This is a genomic window from Burkholderia sp. BCC1996 (assembly GCF_905339955.1).
GTDB lineage: Bacteria > Pseudomonadota > Gammaproteobacteria > Burkholderiales > Burkholderiaceae > Burkholderia.
Map to the genome: position 1 here is coordinate 201839 of NZ_CAJPHM010000007.1, position 14273 is coordinate 216111.

The following is a 14273-nucleotide window of genomic DNA, read 5'->3' on the forward strand; positions in this document are numbered from 1 at the left end:
CGTCATCCTCCGTTCAGTGCAGCGTCGCGAGATACGCGGCGAGATCGTCGGCGTCGCGCGGCGCGAGCGCGAACGACGGCATCAGCGTCTGCGGCTTGATCTGCTGCGCCTGCGCGAGCCAGCGCCGCAGGTTGTCGGGCGTGTTGTCGAGCGTGCCGGCCGCGAGCAGCCGGCGCGACCCGAGATGCGACAGGTCGGGGCCCGCGTCGCCGGCCGCGTCGGTGCCACGTACGGCATGGCAGCCCGCGCAGCGCGCGGCGAACAGGCGCTGGCCGCGCTGCTCGGCGCCGGCCGCCGGGGCAGGCGCCGGCTGCCGCTGCGCGGCGAGCCACGCGCGAAACGCATCGGGCGGTTCGGCCACGACCTCGAACGCCATGTGCGCGTGCTGCGCGCCGCAGTATTGCGAGCACTGTCCGCGATAGACGCCCGGCCGGTCGGCCTGCAGCCACTGGTGATTCGTCTGGCCCGGGATCGTCTGCGTCTTGCCGGCCAGTTGCGGGACCCAGAACGCATGGATCACGTCCGCACTCTTCAGTTCGACCGCGACGGGTTCGCCGACCGGGATGTGGATCTCGTTCGCGGTGACGAACGCGGCGCCGCCCGCGTCGTCCGGATAGCGGACGGCCCACCACCAGTCGCGCGCGGTGACGACGATCGTGAGCGTGGGCGGACGCGGCGGCGCTGCGACCGCGCCGAGCACGCGCAGCATGTAGACCAGCGCGCCGAACAGCAGCGCGATCGAGATCGCGGAGCCGACCGTCACGATCGCGAGTCCGCTGCCGTGACCGCCGCCCGCCGGTGCGCGGCGGCGAAACATCGCGATCAGCAGCAGCACCGCGATCGTCGCGCAGACGAACGTGCACAGCGCGAGCAAGGCCCAGCCGAGCACGAGCACCGGATCTGCAGCGGGGCCGGCAGCATGCGCGACGTACGCGAGCGGCAGCGGGCCGGCGGGTGACGCAGAAGCGTCGGCCGCACGCGCTGCCCGCGGCGCGACGATGCACGCGGCCGCGGCGATGCCGGCAATACCGGCGATATCGGCAATACGGCACGCATTCATGAACGGCGGGACGAGCAAAGGCGACTCCTTGCCGGATCCGGCGGCGTGACGACAAACCGTTCGCGGCGGAGCAAGTTCCGTGCGCGTCCGGCGCGTAGGCGAGGCGCCCGGCGTTGTGCACGCAACGTGCAGCGCGTTACAGCCGGCTTGTAAATCGGGCGACGGTTCATCGTTCGGGGGCAGGGTGCCGCGGCTCGTGCGATATCCGGCACGCAGTTTGCTACGCCGATCGTGTTCCGGCCGGCAATCCCGGGAATGTCACGGCGGCGTGCCGGTCACCGCGAACAAACAGGAGGAATCGACCGTGAGGACCGTCGCGATTACGAGTGCGAGTGCCGGGGGCGGCCGGGCCGCCACTCATGCGTTCGCGCGACGCGGTGCCAACGTCGCGCTGCCTGCCCGCGATCCGCGCGCGCTGCACGACATCGCGTGCGAAGTGCGCGCGCATGGCATCGAAGCGCTGCCGATCGCCGTCGACGTCAGCGACGCCGCCGCGCGCAAGCTGAACCGGTGAGCGCGATGCTAATCGAGGACTACGCGCTGATCGGCGACGGCCGCAGTGCCGCACTCGTCGCGCTCGACGGCAGCATCGACTGGCTGTGCTGGCCGGACTTCGACTCGCCGCCATGCTTTGCCGCACTTGTCGGCACGCCGGACAACGGCCGCTTCCGCATCGGGCCGCGCGAGCCGGGAGCCCGCGCGACGCGCCGCTACCTGCCCGGCAGCGCGGTGCTCGAAACGACGTTCGAGACGTCGTCCGGCTGCGTCGTCGTGATCGACTGGATGAACTGGGCGGCGCCCGACCCGTGCCTGATCCGCAGCGTGCGCGGCGAGCGCGGCGCGGTCGAGCTCGACGTCGATCTCGGCGTGCGCTTCGACTACGGCCACGCGCTGCCGTGGTGCCGGCGGCTCGGCCGGCGCTGGCGGATGATGACGGGCGGCGACGCGATGTGGCTCGATACCGACGCGCACCTCGACGTGCGAGACGACCGGCTCGTCGGCACGCAGCGGATCGCCGCGGGCGAGCGCGCGGATTTCTGCATCAGCTACGCGCGTTCATATGACCGGCCGCCGCCCTTGCCGGATGCGTACGCGTCGCTGCGCGACACGCTGGCGTCGTGGCGCGCCTGGTCGACGTGCAATACGGCGCAAGGCCCGTATCGCGACGCGATCGAGCGCGCGCTGATCACGGTGAAGCTGCTGTCGAGCGTGCGCACCGGGGGCATCGTCGCGGCGCCGACGAGCTCGCTGCCCGAATCCTTCGGCGGCATGCGCAACTGGGACTACCGGTACTGCTGGCTGCGCGACGCGAGCTTCACGCTGCGCGCGCTGGTGCGCTGCGGCTACCGCGACGAGGCGGCGCGCTGGCGCGACTGGCTGGTGCGCGCGATCGCCGATCATCCGGCGCAATTGCAGGTGCTGTACGCGGCCGACGGCGGCCGGCGGGCGGACGAATGGGAAGCCGCGCACCTGACCGGTTACGAAGGCGCGCGGCCGGTGCGCTTCGGCAACGCGGCGGCCGAACAACTGCAGCTCGACGTGTACGGCGAAGTGCTGGCCGCGCTGTACCAGGCGCGCCGGCACGGGCTGCCGCCCGACGACGACGCATGGATGCTCGAGCGGCGGCTGCTCGAGCATCTCGCGACGATCTGGCGCGAGCCGGACGAAGGGATCTGGGAAGTGCGCAGCGGCCGGCACCCGTTCACGTCGTCGAAGGTGATGGTATGGGCGGCCGTCGAAAGCGCGTGCCGCTCCGCACACGCGTTCGATCATCACGCGCCGCTCGACGCGTGGCGACGCTGGGCCGATACCGTGCATGCGGACGTCCTCGCGCACGGCTACCACGCGAAACTCGGTCGCTTCGTCGACCGCTACGACGGTGACGGGCTCGACGTGAGCCTGCTGCTGATTCCGCTGACGGGGATGCTCGACGCGTCCGACCCGCGCGTCGCGGCGACGGTCGCCGCGATCGAGCGCGAGCTGGTCGAGGACGGCCTGCCGTTCCGCTATCGCCCGCCGCGCTTCGACGATGGTTGCGAGGGCAACGAGGGGGCGTTCGTCGCGGCCGGCTTCTGGCTGGTGCAGGTGTACCGGATGCAGGGACGCGACGCCGACGCGCACGCGCTGTTCGAGCGGCTGCTGCGCCTGCGCAACGACGTCGGTCTGCTGGCCGAGGAGTACGACGTGAAGGCGCGGCGCATGTGCGGGAATTTCCCGTTCGCGCTCGCGCAGGTCGGCCTGGTCAACGCGGCGCTCGCGCTGCAGGACGGCGGCGACGACGTCGACATCGGCTGACGCATTGCGCTGCGCCGCGCCGCACGCGACGGGGCGGCACGACACGCGCACCGCGCCGTCACGCCCGTGATGCGCTACGACCGGCTTGTCCCGCCCTTGCCACCGTGTTCGCCGTTGCCCGGCAACACGGCCGACAGAACCTGCCGCGCGGTCTCGACGATCACGTTCGCCTCGCGCGCGTCGCCCTTCACCAGCGTTTGCGCGAAGTGCTTCGCCTGCTGCAGCGTCACGTGCGGCGGCAACGGCGGCACTTCCGGATCGCTCTTGACCTCGAGCACGACCGGACGGTCGGACGCGAGCGCCTCGTCCCACGCGGCGCCGAGCTGCTCCGGGTCGTCGACGTAGATGCCCTTCAACCCGAGCAGCGTCGCGAAGCGGTAGTACGGCACATCCGGAATCTGCTGCGATGCGTCGAACTTCGGGTCGCCTTCCATCACGCGCTGCTCCCACGTGACCTGGTTCAGGTCCTCGTTGTTCAGCACCATGCAGATCCAGCGCGGATCGGGCCATTGCCGCCAGTACTTCGCGACGGTGATCAGCTCGGCCATGTTGTTCATCTGCATCGCGCCGTCGCCGACCATCGCGATCACGGGGCGCGCCGGGTGCGCGAACTTGGCGGCGATCGCATACGGCACGGCGGCGCCCATCGACGCGAGGCCGCCGGACAGCGAGCCCATCATCCCGCGCCGCATCATCAGGTCGCGCGCATACCAGTTTGCGCAGGAACCCGAATCGCTCGTCAGGATCACGTCGCCGGGCAGCCGTGGCGACAGTTCGGTGAACGCACGCTGCGGATTCACGCCGCGACCGGGGCTCGCCTGCGCGGCCGCGCGTGCCGCGAGCGTGTCGTGCCAGTCCGCATTCCATTTCGCGATCCGGCCGCGCCAGCCGGTGTCGTCCCGTTCCTTCAGCAGGGGCAGCAGCGCGCGCAACGTCTCGGCGCTGTCGCCGACCAGGTTGACCTCCATCGGGTAGCGCAGGCTCAGCATGTCGGCCTTCAGGTCGATCTGCACGCCGCGCGCCTCGCCTTCCTTTGGCAGGAATTCCGAATAAGGGAAACCGGAGCCCACGACGAGCAGCGTGTCGCATTCGCTCATCAGCTCGTAGCTCGGCCGGGTGCCGAGCAGCCCGATCGAGCCGGTCACCCACGGCAGGTCGTCGGGCAGCGCCGCCTTGCCGAGCAGCGCCTTCGCCGCGCCCGCGCCGAGGCGGTCGGCCACCGCGATCACCTCGTCGGTCGCACGCAGCGCGCCCGCGCCGACCAGCATCGCGACGCGCTTGCCGGCATTGAGCACGTCGGCCGCGCGCTGCAGGTCGTCGGGATAGGGCACCACCTTCGGCGGCGTGTAGCCGATCCCCGAATGCACGGTGCCGTGCGCGCGCTTCGGCGGCGCGTAGTCGAGCGACTGGAGGTCGTTCGGCAGCACCAGCGCGGTGACCGTGCGCGCACCGAGCGCGATGCGCACCGCGCGGTCGACCAGGTGGCGCACCTGGCCCGGCACGACGGCAAGCTGGACGAATGCGCCCGCAACGTCCTTGAACAGCGCCGGCAGGTCGACTTCCTGCTGGTAGTGGCCGCCGAGCGCCGCGCGCGCCTGCTGGCCGACGATCGCGAGCACCGGCATGTGGTCGAGCCGCGCGTCGTACAGGCCGGTCACGAGGTGCGTCGCGCCGGGGCCCGAGGTCGCGACGCACACGCCGAGCTCGCCTGTAAATTTTGCATGCGCGGACGCCATGAAGGCGGCCATCTCCTCGTGGCGCGCCTGCACGAACGCGATCTTGTCCTCGGCCCGGCTGAGCGCGCCGAAGAAGCCGTTGATGCCGTCGCCCGGGTAGCCGTAGATGCGGCGCACGCCCCAGTCATACAGCCGCTCGACGATGAAATCCGCCACTGTCGCCATGCCGTTTCTCCTTGGTTCGGGATGAGCCGATGCGCCGCGTGCAGGCGATCGCCGTGCGCGGCGTTGCCGGGCGTCGCGCAATGCGCGTGCCGTGCGGGCGTGCCGGCTGCGTCGGGTACGGGCGTTGCAGGCAAGCGTTGCACGCGAAGAGCAGGCAACCGACCGTTCAATTCCCGAGGAGCCGTGACATGGATGCATTCACCCGCCGCCCGGTGCGCGCGGCCCGGCACTGCGCCGCCTGCGCACTGCTGGTCGCCGCCGCGGCAGCCGTATCGCCGGCGGGGGGCCAATTGCGCCCGCCCGACACCGTGACCGTTCCCGACACCTCGACCCAGGCGTACAGGCGCGCCGACCGCAGGATGATGGATGCGATGGAGGGCGCGCGTTATTCCGGCGACGCCGATCGCGATTTCGTGTCGCAGATGGCGCCGCATCACCAGGGTGCGATCGACATGGCACGGGTCGAGCTGAAGTACGGCAAGGACCCGACGCTGCGGCAGCTCGCGAGCCGCATCGTCGCCGCGCAGCGCGACGAGATCGCGTTGATGGAGCGCTGGCAGAAGATGCACGGCGCGACGCCGTGAGCGCCGGCCATCACGCGGTTGAGCGGGCGCGGTCGGTCGTGTCGCGGCGGGCCGCATCCGCGCAGGGGGCGTGGGCATGACCGACGCCGGACGCCGCATGCCCGCAGGACCCCGGAGGGTGATCCTACAATTGCAACTAACGGTCAGTCGCATGCCCGCCCGCGACACGGATACGCACGCGCGGCGGCAACGCACGTCGCCCGACGCTCACGCATGAACCGGCTCGCAGGCCTCGGCCGGCTCGTGTACCGCGCCATTCGACGCGCGTCAACGACGCATGCCGCGGTTTTCGTGCCCGGCACCGTCCATGGCCGACGGTGCTCGCCGGTCGCGGAATTTTCAAGCGCTTGTCATTTCGATCGCCCCGTCGCAGAGTAAGCCACGCGGCCCGGATGCCGCACCGGCGTGCGCGCAACGCCGCCGCAGCGGCGGCGTTGCGGCGAGGAACGGCTCATGCTGCACGTGTCGGCGAAGCCCGGCTGTCCCGGGTATCGACCACGGTGCTCCCATGACTTCCAGAACACGCTCGAACAACCCGTTGTTGAATCTCGCGGTAGCCGTCGCGTGCGGCGCGGCGGCGATGTATTTCCTCGATCCGGCGTCGGGCCGGCGGCGGCGCGCGTACGTGCGCGACAAGGCTGCCGCGGGCCGCCACGGCGTGGTCGACTACGCGAATACGCAGGCGAAGCGCGCGGCCGACCATGCGCGCGGCGCGATCGCGGGGCTGCGCGCCGACTGGCTCGCCGGCGACGCGGACGACGCACTGGTCACCGAACGCGTGCGTGCCGCGCTGGGCCATCTGGTCGGGCGTCCGCGTGACGTCGACGTGACCGTCGAGCACGGGCACGTGCGCCTGAGCGGGCAGGTGGAAGAAGCGGAACGGCATGCCGTCGTCGACGGCGTGGCCGCGCTGCGCGGCGTGCAGACCGTCGAGGACGCGATGGGCGCACGCAGCGAATACAAGGCGCCGCCCGGCGGCCCGACGCACTGACGGCGACATCGGCTGCGCGCCGGCGGGCGCGGTGAACGAAGCACGACACGAATCCGGCGCACGCGTGGCGGCCGCAACGTCCGTCACGCCGCGCCTCATCCGGAGAACCGCTGATGACCGATCGTCCCTATCCCGCCACGACGCCTCCGGCACCGGAGCCCGACGCGCACCGCGCGCTCGAAAGCCTGCTCGGCAGCCTCCATCGGCACGGCTTCCTGCGCTTCGCGAACGAGGTCGTCAGTGCGAATGCGCAGATGGCCGAGACTTTCGTCGGCGCGTTCGACAAGCCCGGCATGCAAAGCGGCATGCAGAATCTCGCGGCACTCGTGACGGCGCTGTCGCGGATTCCGCCGGAGCAGTTCGGCAAGGCCGTGTTCGCGGCCGCCGACGCGCTGCATCACATCGGCGCGTGGCAGCCGGCCGAGCATGAACACGTCGCGCCCGGCGTGCGCGGCGCGTACCGGCTGTTGCACGACGAAGCGCTGTGGGATGCGCTGACGCCGCTGCTCGAAGGGTTGAAGGTGTTCGCGCAAGGCCTCGCGCGCGAGCCGGAGAATCCGGCGTCGTCCGCGCTCAGCGACAAGCCGGCGGACACGTGACGGCGGCGGGCGCACCGACCCGTGGCATGCAAGGGTTGTGCTGGCTCGCGATCGTTGCGCGTTCCGTCGTCGGCGGCGACAGCGGCATCGTGCCTAGCGGCACGCGCGCGAAAACAGCAGCGAATCGGCGTCGTTGAAGCGGATCCGCACCGGATCGGCATACCCGGCCTTCTGCGCGACGCGGATCGACGCGACGTTGGTCGGTGCGATCAGGCACACGCTGCGTTCGAACCGGTTCTGCGCATCGAGCCAGCCGAGCGCATGCGCCAGCGCCTCGGTCGCATAGCCCTTGCCGTGCGCCCAGCTCGCGAGCGCCCAGCCGGCTTCCGGCACGCCGCGAATCGGCGGCTCGACCGCGCGGTGGAAGTCGGCGAAGCCGAGATCGCCGACATAGCGGCCCGACGCCTTCTCGCGGATCGCCCAGTAGCCGTAGCCGAGCAGCGGCCACAGCCCGCGATACGCGAGCAGCCGCATCCACGAGTCGCGCGGCGCCGACGGCTTGCCGTTGAAGATGTGCTCGACGACGGTCGGCTCGGTCCACATTGCGGCGAGCGCGTCGAAGTCGCCGAGCGGATGGCCTTCGAGGATCAGGCGGGGCGTGTCGAGAACCGGTGGGGACGTGACGGGCGGCAGGGCGCGGGAGGTCATCGGGCGTTCCATCAGGAAAGGAAGGCGAAGGCGGCACGGTGCGCCGCGCTTGGGTCCCGTACGATACCGCGGAAACCGCGGCGCGGCCGCAAATCCCCGCCGGCAGCGGGGCATGCGAATCGCATCGCCGGGATAGCCGTCGCCCGACGGGGTCGGCACGGGATGGCGGCCGCGTGACGGCAGCGTGCCCGTGCCGGCCGTTTCCTGTTTCCTACTTTCGGCTTTTCAGGAAGCTGCGGCCGTGCGCGGTGATCGATGCTCCGGAACGGCCATGCGCGGCATGGCTGACGAAGCCCGCGCCGACGAGTTCCTGCTCGACCGACCAGCCGAGCGCCGGCGCATCGCGGCCGTAGCGCACGTCGGCGAGGCGCTCGAGCGCCCAGAGCGCGGATGCGGACAGGTTGGGGGAATTGGACGTGACGTTTTCGTTCATCGCTTCCTCGGGGAGGGGTGATTCAGGGTGAACGGCACGAGGCCGTGGGATCGGGCGACGCGGCGCGCCGCGGCGTCAGCCCGCCTGCAGCAATGGCAACAGCGCCTGGAGCGCGGCTTCCTCGTCGGGGCCGGTGGCAAGCATCTGCGCCGACGTGCCGCCATGCATCTGCAGCGCCGCGATGGCCGTTGCGTCCTTCGCGCTGCCGCTGAGCCCGTTGGCGAGCAGCAGGATCTCGCTTTGGAAGCGGTGTGCCGCCGCGACGATCGCGTCGCGGGACGCGGCCGCACGGCCGCGGTTCCATGCGGGGCCGATTTCAACGTAGACGACGGTTGCCACGTGCGGATCAGCCTCGGGGAAAATCGCCGGAACGGCGTGCAATGGCCGGCCGGCAGCACGGCGCGAACGCGCGGCGCGCGGCTTCCCGACGGGGCGCCGCGCGCCGTGCATCGGGTGCCGGTGCGGCATTCATCTCGAACATGTCGACATTCTCAGCGAAACCGCCATCAAGTCCGGCGAATGATCGAAAGCTGACGATTATAATACGACAACTGGATTATGTGTATTGCATTATAATGTCGTGTGCGCGTTGCGCTGCCCTGCCGATCCGTGGATCGCAGCGGTGCGCGCGCGGTCCGGGCCACGTGCTTGCGTGCCCGGTATTTTTTTTTTCGATTGACCTGAACCCCCACCGAATGGAAGCTGCAATGAACGCCGCCCCCGCCTGCCCGCAATGCGCGATGGAAAACACCTACCCGGACGGCACGCTTTACGTGTGCGCGGACTGCGGCCATGAATGGTCGGCCGGCGCCGGCGCCGAAGCGGGCGACGAACCGGCGGGCGACGTCGTCAAGGACGCGAACGGCAACGTGCTGTCGGACGGCGATTCCGTCGTGCTGATCAAGGATTTGCGCGTGAAGGGCTCATCGATCACGCTGAAGATGGGCACCAAGGTGAAGAGCATCCGTCTCGTCGGCGGCGATCACGAAGTCGATTGCAAGACCGACATGGGCGGCTTCATGCTGAAGGCCTGCTACCTGAAGAAGGTATGACCGCACGCGGCGCGACCGACGCCCCGATCAACCGGGCCTGCCGAGCATGAGCGAGGATCGAGCGTCCTATGACGCATTCCTGCAGTTCCTGGCGATGCCGTTGAACGACGGCCGGCCGTTCGTGCTCGAGACGAAGCACGCGGTGTCGCTGCACTTCGACCACTTCGGCACGCAGAGCTTCATGTCGCTGCAGGATCCGGTCAGGCTCGAACTCGGTTATACGCGCGTGATGATGGGTTTCCTGCTGCTGCAGCCGGTGCCGGCGCGCATCTGCATGATCGGGCTCGGCGGCGGATCGCTCGCGAAATACTGCTATCGGCACCTGCCCGACACGGCGATCGACGCGGTCGAGATCAACCCGGACGTGATCGCGCTGCGTGACGTGTTCAGGATTCCGCAGGACGACGCGCGCTTCGCGGTGGTCTGCGCGGACGGCGCCGACTACGTGGCAAGGCCCGAGGTCCGGGCGGACGTGATCCTGCACGACGCGTTCGTTGCCGACGGCATGCCGGGCAGTTGCACGGGGGTGGCCTTTCTCGACGCGTGCCGTGCGCGGCTGAGCGAAACGGGCGTGCTCGCGATCAACTTCATGGACGACGATCCGGCGTTGCCGCGGCATCTCGAGCAACTGCGCGCGGTGTTCGACGATTCGTATGCGCTGGTGCCGTGCGGCGACGACAACAACTTCATCGCGTTCGCGTGGAAGAACGGCAACCCGTTGCCGTCGCTGCGGATCCTGCTCGAACGCGCGCTCGGGTTCGGTTCGGCCGGCGCGCTCAAGCTGTCGTCCACCGCCCGGCGCATGAAGGCCGGGGAGGGCATCGATCCCGCGCGGCTCGTGTGGCGCGCGCGTGAACATGCACGGTGGGAGATCTGCGCGTGACGGCGCCGGCTTCGGCCGGGCTTACTTCACCCGCTTGCCGAGCGTGCTCTTCGTCTTGTACGTGACGCCGTGTTTGTCGAGATACTCGCGGATCAACTGACGCACGACTTGCGACGGCGTGAGATCCTGCTCCGCGCAGAGCAGGTCGAACGCTTCTTTCTTCGCGGGGTCGATCAGGACGGTCAGGCGGGCGGTTTTCGTTTCCATCGTGAGGCGGGCGCGGTCGATATGTTAATCAAATTATAATCCATCCGTTTTTGCCGCTCTGTCCGAATGCGCGATTGTGGTGTGCGAGCGAACTCGCGACGCCGGCATTCGCGCGCTGAGAACGGATCGTCGATCGCGCGGCAGACATGATAACCGGATTATCATACCCTGTTGGTCGTATGGGGCTTTAAGTACAATGTCGGACGTGGCTGCCGGCAGCCGGGCTGCCCAAGCGGCGCCGGCGTTTGCGCGATGGGTGCCGGCCGCTTCCGTTTCCATGCGGCCCGTGCGGGCCGTCACCGCGGCGCTGCCTGGCCGTTGCTTCGCCATTACTACACGCCACTCCGCTACACGCCACTCCGATATCCGCCTCATGACCCCGATCAAGTTCGTTCTCCGCTATACGGCGATTCCGTTTGCAGCCATCGTGGCCGTCGTGGTGTGGGCCGTCGTGCCGTCGTCGAAAGAGATCGACGCGCGGCAATATGCCGCGCTGTCGCGCGGATACGCGAGCTTTCCGCTACCGTTTCGGCATGAGATATCGGAAGCGATGGAGCAGGGCCGGATCAGCGACCGCCATTACCAGACGCTCGTGCGCGATTCGCTGGGTAATGGCGTGGCGCTGGACTGGCCGGCGTCGGGCGTCGCCGACGTCGCTGCCGAGCGGCAAAGGCTGGCCGAACTGCTGAAGACCGATTCGGGTCTGGAGGAACACAAACAATGAAGATTGCGCTGGTTTCGGCGGCTTTCGTGATGATTATCGGAAGCCTGGTTTTCGCGTTGTATTTCATGAATCACGACCGCGGCGGAAGCAAGCGGATGGCGTGGTCGCTGGCGGCGCGCGTCGGGTTGTCGATCACGCTGTTCCTGTCGCTGCTGATTGCGTACCGGCTCGGGTGGATCGAACCGACGGGGCTGCCGATCGGGCGGTGATGCGCGGCATTCGGTCGCGCGTCGACCGGCGCGCCGGGCGCCGGTGATCTGGATCGCCGATCCGATACGGGAGAAGGGAGAACCGGCCGATCGAGCCGGGCGACCAGATCGCACCGGGCCTGCCGATCTTCACACCGTAGCGATCGGGCATGCGCGCGACCTGGCCGGTGCGTTGCCGTGGCGAGCTCGCGCATTCGTGGCGGCGAACCGTCAACCCACGACCAGATGAACGACGATCAACAGCAGCGCAATGAATGCGCCAAGTGCAACGAACGCGGCAATGACTACCGCGAACGGGTTGAGTTGCGTGGCATCCGCTTCGAGATTCTTTCGTTTGTTGACGCCGAGAAACGCCAGGAAGACCGCGCGGAACGCACGCACGATCTGGTCTTTTCCTTTTTCAGTCATACAGTTTTCCTTCGCCTCAATAAAAGTTGCAGGGATACCGATACCGCGCGTCGCGACGCGCGTGAGCCTCGCGTTTCCGTTTGCACGCGGATCGTTCGGTGGCTGTGCGCCGGCCCCGGCTTGCGTTCGAACGAGACGACGTCATGGATCCGGATATCCGCGCCTCATCGGCCGCCTGAAGGATTGCCGCGGGCATCCGCTTCAAGCTCCGCGTGATCGGCAGGCGGTCAGGATGCCGCGCAGCAAATCGACCGGAGGGGGCGGGCATCCGGGGATGGTCACGTCGACGGGCAGGACCGACGAAACGGGGCCGCACACCGCATAGCTGTCGGCAAAGATGCCGCCCGTGCATGCGCACTCGCCGGCCGCGACGACGAGTTTCGGCGCCGGCGTGGCGTCGTACGCGGCAAGCACGGCGGCCTTCATGTTCAGCGTGACGGGGCCGGTCACGAGCAGCAGGTCCGCATGGCGCGGGCTGGCGACGAATTTGATCCCGAGCCCTTCGATGTTGTAGTACGGGTTGTTCAGCGCGTGGATCTCCAGCTCGCAACCATTGCACGAACCCGCGTCGATCTGCCGGATGCACAAGGCGCGGCCGAGGAGGTCGAGTATGTCCTGACGAATCTGCTGCGCCTCGTGTCGCCACGCGGCTTCGGTGGCCGGCACTGGTTCGTCGGGAAAGTCGGTGCGCGCGAATTGACGGATGAGTTGCCACATCAGAGATCGTGCCCCGCGTAGTTCAGGTTGAACGACTTGTTGATCAGCGGGAAATCGGGAACGATGTTGCCGATGATCGCGTGCTCGAGCGCCGGCCAGTTCTGCCAGGACGGATCGTGGCAATGGCAGCGCGCGATGGCATCGCCCGATGCCGTCTCGAGCGCGACGAACACGTCGCCGCGCCAGCCTTCCACCCAGCCGATGCCCGCGGATGGCGCCGCCGCGGGCATGACGGCGGCGGCGATCGGCCCCTCCGGAAGATTCGCGAGCAGGTCGGTCATCAGGCGCAGCGATTCGTCGATTTCGGCAAACCGCACGGCGACCCGCGCCGCAACGTCGCCGCGCGCATCGCTTGCGGCCTGGACGGCCAGGTCGTGGTACGGGGCCGGCCGCAGGTTCGCGCGCACGTCGAAGCTCTGGCCGCTGGCGCGGGCGGCCATGCCGCGCACGCCGAAATGCGCGACGACGTCGGCATTCAGGCGGCCGGTGCCGAGAAACCGGTCCTGCAGCCCGGACTGGTCCTCGTAGATTTTGCGCATCACGCGCACGTCGCGTGCAATGCGTTCGCACTGTTCGGTGAGGATCGCCGCGTCTTCCGGATCGATGTCGACGGCCAGCCCGCCCGGCACGATCCGGTCCATCAGGTAGCGATGCCCGAAGACGCCGCCGTTGGTCCGGATCCAGTTCTCCTTGAGCCGCGAGAACTGCGCGAGACCGAACGCGAATCCGGCATCGTTGCCGAGCGCGCCGAGGTCGCCGAGGTGATTGGCGATGCGCTCGCGCTCGAGCAGGAGGGCGCGCAGCACCAGCGCACGCGCCGGCACGGCTGTGCCGCAGGCCTGCTCGAGCGCCATGCAATAAGCCCACGAGAACGCGACGGTCGAGTCGCCGGCGATCCGGCCCGCAACGCGATGGCCGTTCGATGCGGCCGTCCGTTCGAACAGCCGTTCGACGCCGCGATGTACATAGCCGAGCCGTTCCTCGAGCCGCAGCACCTTCTCGCCGACGACGGAAAACCGGAAATGGCCCGGCTCGATGATGCCGGCGTGAATCGGCCCGACCGCGATTTCATGCACGCCGTCGCCGGCAACCTGCACGAACGGATAATCCGCTTCGTTCGATTCGAATCGCTCGATGCCGGTTGCCTGCTTCTGCAGCGGAAAGTAGTCGTCGGGCCAGTTGCCGTGATTGAGCCACGCGCGCGTGTCGCGCGCATCGCGCGCGCGCAGGCCGGTCAGGTCGAAAATGGCGCGCTGCATCCGCGTCGCGGCGGGAAACACGCCCGCGAGATCGGGATAGTCGCCGTCGGCCCGCGGTTCCGGCCCGGTCGCGAGACGCACCCACAGGACGCCGTCGTCGCATTCGTACGCCGCATTGACCGAAAATACGCGCGCGCGCGTTTCGCCGCCCCACATCGCGACGAGCCGGCTTCGTTCGCTCCGCGCGGCGTGCGCGATGTCGAGCCAGCGCGGTTCGTCCACGTCAACCACGGCAGCCGGAACCTGGCCTGCCGCGTGCCGCAGGCGCGTCGAGCCGTCCGCCTGAATCAAGTCGAGTCGCAT

General features: G+C 69.0%; 17 protein-coding genes and 1 pseudogene. 9 read left to right on the plus strand and 9 right to left on the minus strand.

The annotated features are described in order from the left end of the window. Positions 1–13 precede the first annotated feature (13 nt). On the minus strand, positions 14–1078 hold the full coding sequence (coxB, locus tag U4Z64_RS12655) for a cytochrome c oxidase subunit II (protein WP_415750568.1): 1065 nt from the start codon (positions 1076–1078) through the stop codon (positions 14–16). 286 nt (positions 1079–1364) lie between these two features. On the opposite strand from coxB, the pseudogene U4Z64_RS12660 reads away from it, so the two are divergent. Continuing rightward, positions 1365–1556: pseudogene (locus U4Z64_RS12660) on the plus strand (SDR family NAD(P)-dependent oxidoreductase); the annotation flags it as partial. A gap of 23 nt (positions 1557–1579) precedes the next feature. Beyond that, entirely contained in the window at positions 1580–3355 is a 1776-nt protein-coding gene (locus tag U4Z64_RS12665) for a glycoside hydrolase family 15 protein (protein ID WP_321820144.1), read from the plus strand. Between the two features lie 74 nt (positions 3356–3429). Here U4Z64_RS12665 and U4Z64_RS12670 read toward each other — a convergent pair whose 3' ends face one another. Further along, entirely contained in the window at positions 3430–5256 is a 1827-nt protein-coding gene (locus U4Z64_RS12670; RefSeq protein ID WP_321820145.1) for a thiamine pyrophosphate-requiring protein, read from the minus strand. Positions 5257–5444: 188 nt separating this feature from the next. Between U4Z64_RS12670 and U4Z64_RS12675 the strand changes: the two genes are divergently transcribed. The 3 genes from U4Z64_RS12675 to U4Z64_RS12685 all read left to right on the plus strand — a co-directional run bounded on the left by U4Z64_RS12675 (position 5445) and on the right by U4Z64_RS12685 (position 7430). Then, a complete protein-coding gene (locus U4Z64_RS12675; protein WP_321820146.1) occupies positions 5445–5840 on the plus strand; it encodes a DUF305 domain-containing protein in 396 nt (131 codons plus the stop codon). Between the two features lie 508 nt (positions 5841–6348). After that, positions 6349–6831 (plus strand): BON domain-containing protein, encoded by a 483-nt coding sequence (locus tag U4Z64_RS12680; protein WP_044843441.1) that lies wholly within the window; start codon positions 6349–6351, stop codon positions 6829–6831. Between the two features lie 113 nt (positions 6832–6944). Next, the gene (locus U4Z64_RS12685) at positions 6945–7430 is read left to right on the plus strand and encodes a DUF1641 domain-containing protein (protein WP_321820147.1); all 486 of its coding nucleotides are present in this window, start codon (positions 6945–6947) and stop codon (positions 7428–7430) included. Positions 7431–7523: 93 nt separating this feature from the next. Here the strand turns inward: U4Z64_RS12685 and U4Z64_RS12690 are convergent, their stop codons facing one another. The 3 genes from U4Z64_RS12690 to U4Z64_RS12700 all read right to left on the minus strand — a co-directional run bounded on the left by U4Z64_RS12690 (position 7524) and on the right by U4Z64_RS12700 (position 8850). Then, positions 7524–8078, minus strand: a complete 555-nt coding sequence (locus U4Z64_RS12690; protein WP_257772146.1) for a GNAT family N-acetyltransferase — start codon at positions 8076–8078, stop codon at positions 7524–7526. A gap of 211 nt (positions 8079–8289) precedes the next feature. Further along, a complete protein-coding gene (locus U4Z64_RS12695; RefSeq protein WP_321820148.1) occupies positions 8290–8511 on the minus strand; it encodes a hypothetical protein in 222 nt (73 codons plus the stop codon). A gap of 75 nt (positions 8512–8586) precedes the next feature. Next, positions 8587–8850 (minus strand): HPr family phosphocarrier protein, encoded by a 264-nt coding sequence (locus tag U4Z64_RS12700; protein ID WP_044843495.1) that lies wholly within the window; start codon positions 8848–8850, stop codon positions 8587–8589. Between the two features lie 368 nt (positions 8851–9218). Between U4Z64_RS12700 and U4Z64_RS12705 the strand changes: the two genes are divergently transcribed. Both U4Z64_RS12705 and U4Z64_RS12710 read left to right on the plus strand, forming a co-directional pair. Then, entirely contained in the window at positions 9219–9563 is a 345-nt protein-coding gene (locus U4Z64_RS12705; RefSeq protein WP_044843445.1) for a zinc ribbon domain-containing protein YjdM, read from the plus strand. A 46-nt stretch (positions 9564–9609) separates the two neighbouring features. Further along, on the plus strand, positions 9610–10446 hold the full coding sequence (locus U4Z64_RS12710; protein WP_124528647.1) for a spermidine synthase: 837 nt from the start codon (positions 9610–9612) through the stop codon (positions 10444–10446). Between the two features lie 21 nt (positions 10447–10467). Here the strand turns inward: U4Z64_RS12710 and U4Z64_RS12715 are convergent, their stop codons facing one another. Further along, positions 10468–10653, minus strand: a complete 186-nt coding sequence (locus tag U4Z64_RS12715; protein ID WP_044843447.1) for a ribbon-helix-helix protein, CopG family — start codon at positions 10651–10653, stop codon at positions 10468–10470. 373 nt (positions 10654–11026) lie between these two features. Here U4Z64_RS12715 and U4Z64_RS12720 point away from each other — a divergent pair, with 373 nt between their 5' ends. Next, on the plus strand, positions 11027–11377 hold the full coding sequence (locus U4Z64_RS12720) for a hypothetical protein (protein WP_044843448.1): 351 nt from the start codon (positions 11027–11029) through the stop codon (positions 11375–11377). Continuing rightward, positions 11374–11586 carry a DUF2909 domain-containing protein gene (locus U4Z64_RS12725; protein ID WP_044843449.1) on the plus strand — a complete coding sequence of 71 codons (213 nt, stop codon included), beginning with the start codon at positions 11374–11376 and terminating at the stop codon, positions 11584–11586. Before U4Z64_RS12720 ends, U4Z64_RS12725 begins: the two co-directional genes overlap by 4 nt. A gap of 210 nt (positions 11587–11796) precedes the next feature. Here U4Z64_RS12725 and U4Z64_RS12730 read toward each other — a convergent pair whose 3' ends face one another. The 3 genes from U4Z64_RS12730 to U4Z64_RS12740 form a co-directional block, all read right to left on the minus strand. After that, positions 11797–11994 (minus strand): DUF2970 domain-containing protein, encoded by a 198-nt coding sequence (locus tag U4Z64_RS12730; protein ID WP_044843450.1) that lies wholly within the window; start codon positions 11992–11994, stop codon positions 11797–11799. 201 nt (positions 11995–12195) lie between these two features. Then, positions 12196–12711 carry an NADH-quinone oxidoreductase subunit B family protein gene (locus U4Z64_RS12735; RefSeq protein WP_044843451.1) on the minus strand — a complete coding sequence of 172 codons (516 nt, stop codon included), beginning with the start codon at positions 12709–12711 and terminating at the stop codon, positions 12196–12198. Further along, positions 12711–14273: an NADH-quinone oxidoreductase subunit C gene (locus U4Z64_RS12740; RefSeq protein ID WP_321820149.1), complete on the minus strand. Its 1563-nt coding sequence runs from the start codon at positions 14271–14273 to the stop codon at positions 12711–12713. Before U4Z64_RS12740 ends, U4Z64_RS12735 begins: the two co-directional genes overlap by 1 nt.

What these genes read in the sequence shown, in the direction of transcription:
- U4Z64_RS12670 (WP_321820145.1), bottom strand. Translation starts at nt 5,256, where the DNA reads ATGGCGACAGTGGCGGATTTCATCGTCGAGCGGCTGTATGACTGGGGC.
- U4Z64_RS12665 (WP_321820144.1), top strand. Translation starts at nt 1,580, where the DNA reads ATGCTAATCGAGGACTACGCGCTGATCGGCGACGGCCGCAGTGCCGCA.
- U4Z64_RS12705 (WP_044843445.1), top strand. Translation starts at nt 9,219, where the DNA reads ATGAACGCCGCCCCCGCCTGCCCGCAATGCGCGATGGAAAACACCTAC.
- U4Z64_RS12710 (WP_124528647.1), top strand. Translation starts at nt 9,610, where the DNA reads ATGAGCGAGGATCGAGCGTCCTATGACGCATTCCTGCAGTTCCTGGCG.
- U4Z64_RS12720 (WP_044843448.1), top strand. Translation starts at nt 11,027, where the DNA reads ATGACCCCGATCAAGTTCGTTCTCCGCTATACGGCGATTCCGTTTGCA.
- U4Z64_RS12740 (WP_321820149.1), bottom strand. Translation starts at nt 14,273, where the DNA reads ATGCGACTCGACTTGATTCAGGCGGACGGCTCGACGCGCCTGCGGCAC.
- U4Z64_RS12690 (WP_257772146.1), bottom strand. Translation starts at nt 8,078, where the DNA reads ATGACCTCCCGCGCCCTGCCGCCCGTCACGTCCCCACCGGTTCTCGAC.
- U4Z64_RS12730 (WP_044843450.1), bottom strand. Translation starts at nt 11,994, where the DNA reads ATGACTGAAAAAGGAAAAGACCAGATCGTGCGTGCGTTCCGCGCGGTC.
- U4Z64_RS12715 (WP_044843447.1), bottom strand. Translation starts at nt 10,653, where the DNA reads ATGGAAACGAAAACCGCCCGCCTGACCGTCCTGATCGACCCCGCGAAG.
- U4Z64_RS12680 (WP_044843441.1), top strand. Translation starts at nt 6,349, where the DNA reads ATGACTTCCAGAACACGCTCGAACAACCCGTTGTTGAATCTCGCGGTA.
- U4Z64_RS12675 (WP_321820146.1), top strand. Translation starts at nt 5,445, where the DNA reads ATGGATGCATTCACCCGCCGCCCGGTGCGCGCGGCCCGGCACTGCGCC.
- U4Z64_RS12725 (WP_044843449.1), top strand. Translation starts at nt 11,374, where the DNA reads ATGAAGATTGCGCTGGTTTCGGCGGCTTTCGTGATGATTATCGGAAGC.
- U4Z64_RS12735 (WP_044843451.1), bottom strand. Translation starts at nt 12,711, where the DNA reads ATGTGGCAACTCATCCGTCAATTCGCGCGCACCGACTTTCCCGACGAA.
- U4Z64_RS12695 (WP_321820148.1), bottom strand. Translation starts at nt 8,511, where the DNA reads ATGAACGAAAACGTCACGTCCAATTCCCCCAACCTGTCCGCATCCGCG.
- U4Z64_RS12685 (WP_321820147.1), top strand. Translation starts at nt 6,945, where the DNA reads ATGACCGATCGTCCCTATCCCGCCACGACGCCTCCGGCACCGGAGCCC.